This window comes from Dialister sp. (assembly GCF_051885895.1).
Classification (GTDB): Bacteria; Bacillota; Negativicutes; order Veillonellales; family Dialisteraceae; genus Dialister.
In genome coordinates this window covers 1-3530 of the sequence record NZ_JBJEXP010000008.1, presented here as the reverse complement: position 1 = coordinate 3530, position 3530 = coordinate 1, and the positions used below count along the sequence as shown (strand labels likewise).

Here is a 3530-nt window from a genome sequence, read left to right as displayed (position 1 = left end):
CGGCGGAGCCGCCTGTTCAAAATTGCGGCGCAGCCGCCACCATCACCCTCGGGGCGAAGCCCCGTCAAACCTAAGAACCCTCCGGCCACAGGCCGGTTAAACTTCAGACCCCTCACGCCGACGGCGTGTCAAATGGCGTCACCACATCCTCTGAACCCGCCCGCAGAAAGCGGGCAGAGCCCTTTGAACCTTCTGAACCCGGGGCGGCGGAGGCGCCCCTCCATGGTATAATAAAGAAAAGAACAGCGAGGAATGTTTATGACCACATATAAGATACAATTACTGGCGGCGGCCATGCTTTTTCTTTTCCCTCTTTCCGGGAAAGGGGAGGACATATCCACCGTTTCCATAGAGAAAAACGGAGAAGTCATTGAGGAAACGGCGCTGCCGGCACCGGTGTCTCCGGAAACCCTGATACCGAAGAAGGTACAGAAGGAATCCTCCCTGCAGGAAGAGAATGAAGGAATCCGTCAGGCCCTGTTGGATTATTTCGGCGACACCTCCTATGATAAGAGTCTCATGTCCTATGCCGCTGTGATGGAAGATCTGAACGGCGACGGAAAGGACGAAGCCCTGGTGCTGCTGGAGAGTCCTTATACAGACAGGGAAGGAAAGCCGGCACTTCTGATTTTCACCCCGTCCGACAATGGCTGGCAGATGACGCAGGAGCTCACCGGCGTATCCACGCCTCTGATGGTTTTCAAAAGAGATAAAAATGACAAAGACACCGGTTTTCGGCCCCTGTACATGTTTTCGACCGATGAGACAGGAGCGGTGAGCCTGCTCCGGCTGACACCCCGGGAGGATCTCTATCCCCTGGCAGTAAACGGGGAACCGGTGGAACTCAAGGATAAAACTCTCAAAAAGAAAAAAGGAAAAGCCTTTTTCTGCTCCGAAGACAGGAAGAAAGAGCCTGTCCGCTGGTTTACTCTGGGAAATCAGGAAAAGACGGATTGATTTTCAGCATTTGATTTCCTGTACGTTTATGCAATGCTTCAGCATAGGTCCTTGCACCGCCCGGCAGGGGCGGAAAGACATGGGAATGGGGGAACAGGTATGGAATCCAAACTGGTACTTTATGACAACTACAAAAAGAGCAACGGCAGCTTCACTTACTACCTGGAAGAAAGGGAGGTATTCAACCGCTTCGCCTTCGGAAATCTGTGCGAAAGCATCCGTCATCTGGCGGAAACCTCTCCGGGAAACAGAGAAGTGCTTCTTCAGGTCCATGCTGTTTATGCCGGCATTTTAAAGTGCTTCATCCACCATGGGACCAATGGAGGCGGATCCCTCATTACGGGACTGCCTTCCGGAAATATCGACTTCATGGATGACCTGGACAGGGCGGTTATGGAGTATATGAAAACCTGCGGTACGGAAGAAACGCGGTAAGGGAGGATTCTATGGCAGTCTTTGAAGATTTCATGAAACTGGACATTCGCGCAGGCACGATCATAGATGTGAAGGAATTTAAAAAGGCAAGAAAACCGGCGTACCAGCTCCTCATCGACTTCGGGCCGGACATAGGGGAAAAGAAATCCTCCGCCCAGATTACGGCTCTCTATAAAAAAGAGGATCTCCTGGGCCGCCAGGTACTGGCAGTAGTCAACTTCCCGCCCCGCCAGATTGCAGACTTCATGTCCGAAGTGCTGGTATTGGGAACCTACAGCAGAGACGGCGTCGTGCTGGCGGTGCCGGAAAGGCCTGTAGACAATGGGGACAAGCTGGGATAAGGAGGCACTATGACCGGAGCAATAGGGTACCTCCTCTGCATCAGCCTTCTTTCCTTTGCCCTCTTCGGCCTGGATAAATGGAAAGCCGTTCATGGGTACTGGCGCATATCCGAAAAGACACTCCTCCTTACCGCTTTGGCAGGAGGCTTTTTCGGTGCCCTGGCGGGCATGTACTTCTTCCATCATAAGACAAGGCATAAGAAATTTGTGTACGGCGTGCCTCTCATAGGCCTTGTGGAAATCGCTGCTGCTCTGTGGTTCACCAGATAGCGGGAGCTTCGGCAGCTTCCCGACGGCTCATGATTCATACACGGGCCTGCGATAGAAATGCATTTTCCCTGCCGGTGCAGGAATTTCGTTTCCAAAGGGGACGCCGCAGGCGGCTTTTGGTCTCCTGAAGCAGGGCGGACATATGCCCGGAGGAAGCCATACATTCCTGTTTTCTCCACAAAAGTGCGGGAAAAGGTACCATTTATGGCAAATTGTTCGTACTTTCTCTATATTCCGGACGTAAAATTATGCTATAATAATACCAAAGGATAAAAATTAGGAGTAGGCCGTTCTGCTCATACGTTGACAAAAGTTTCTGTGAAGTAGTTAGATTTCCAGAAACTTTTATTTTCCCGACGGAGAGAAAACACAAGGGATCCTCTTTTCCTGCTGACCGGAAAGCAGGATGGCACGAAACTGAAGAAAAGGAGGAAAACATGGCGGACATAGAGAAGTTTCGCGGGGCACTGTATGGAAGTGCCTGCGGGGATGCACTGGGGTATCCCCTGCAGAATTTCTCCGTCGGTCGTATACAGCACCGATTTGGCCCTTTTGGCCTCCGCACCCTGGTGAGGGATGCAAAAAACGGCAGAAAGGCACCGATTTCTGACAACACGCAGATGATACTGGCTACGATAGACGGGATTCTATGGGCAGATGCTAAGAAATTGGAACTGGTAGACGGGATTTACCGGGGGTACATGCGCTGGTACTACAGCCAGACCGGCGAAGAACCCCGCCGCGGGCAGCGGACCTGGATGAGAAGGCAGCCCCATGAAAGAGAATTCTGTCTGGTGAGAGAAAAATTCATGCATGCCCGCAGAAATCCGGAAGAAGGGCTTTTGGGAGCCTTTTCCAAAGATGTGAAGGGCTCTACCAAAGTGAAGGTAAATGACTGCAAAGGGAGCGCTTCCCTGGCAAGGGCCGTCCCCATCGGACTTATTTTTGCAGGAGACAGCAAAGCCGCTTTTGATGAAGCTGTCAAGGCAGCCGCCCTTTCCCACTCCAATCCGGTAGCCTATTATGCTGCCGGCGGTCTGGCAGCCATGATTTCCTGCCTGGCCTACGGACTGACACTTCCCAAATCTCTGGAACGGGCGGAAGCCCTTCTGGGCAAAGCCCACAAGACAGATCCCATCCTTTCCCTTCTCAGCGCCGCAGAAGAACAGGCCAATAACCATCCCGCCGGCAAGACAGGCACCTGGGACCACATCGACAGTCTCACATCCCTGGGAAGCGGTGAAAGTGCAGACGAAGCACTGGCCATTGCCGTATACTGCGCCCTGGCCATCGATGAGCCGCTGGATGCTCTGATTATTTCTGCCAACCATTCCGGCAAAAGCAATACCACCGCCGCCATTACCGGTGCCCTGGAAGGCATCCGCTTCGGCAGCGGATTCATTCCCTCCTACTGGTCAGATATCCTGGAAGGCTCTGAAGCCATCAACTTCATGGCGGATAAACTGTACTATGTATATGAGAAGTACCATCCGAAGAAAATGACGAAATAAGAAATCAAAAGCCCTG

At 52.4% G+C, this 3530-nt stretch carries 5 protein-coding genes; all 5 read left to right on the top strand.

Going from position 1 to position 3530, the window contains the following annotated elements; translation table 11 throughout:
- Nucleotides 1-252: 252 nt before the first annotated feature.
- The 5 genes from ACI4N7_RS00560 (at nucleotide 253) to ACI4N7_RS00540 (ending at nucleotide 3514) form a co-directional block, all read left to right on the top strand.
- The gene (locus tag ACI4N7_RS00560; protein WP_439731420.1) at nucleotides 253-957 is read left to right on the top strand and encodes a hypothetical protein; all 705 of its coding nucleotides are present in this window, start codon (nucleotides 253-255) and stop codon (nucleotides 955-957) included.
- Between the two features lie 99 nt (nucleotides 958-1056).
- Nucleotides 1057-1392, top strand: a complete 336-nt coding sequence (locus tag ACI4N7_RS00555) for a hypothetical protein (protein ID WP_439731419.1) — start codon at nucleotides 1057-1059, stop codon at nucleotides 1390-1392.
- Nucleotides 1393-1403: 11 nt separating this feature from the next.
- Nucleotides 1404-1733: a tRNA-binding protein gene (locus tag ACI4N7_RS00550; RefSeq protein WP_439731418.1), complete on the top strand. Its 330-nt coding sequence runs from the start codon at nucleotides 1404-1406 to the stop codon at nucleotides 1731-1733.
- 9 nt (nucleotides 1734-1742) lie between these two features.
- Nucleotides 1743-2003 carry a DUF1294 domain-containing protein gene (locus ACI4N7_RS00545; protein ID WP_439731417.1) on the top strand — a complete coding sequence of 87 codons (261 nt, stop codon included), beginning with the start codon at nucleotides 1743-1745 and terminating at the stop codon, nucleotides 2001-2003.
- Nucleotides 2004-2440: 437 nt separating this feature from the next.
- Nucleotides 2441-3514, top strand: coding sequence for an ADP-ribosylglycohydrolase family protein (locus tag ACI4N7_RS00540; RefSeq protein ID WP_439731416.1), 1074 nt, complete (start codon nucleotides 2441-2443; stop codon nucleotides 3512-3514).
- Nucleotides 3515-3530 lie beyond the last annotated feature (16 nt).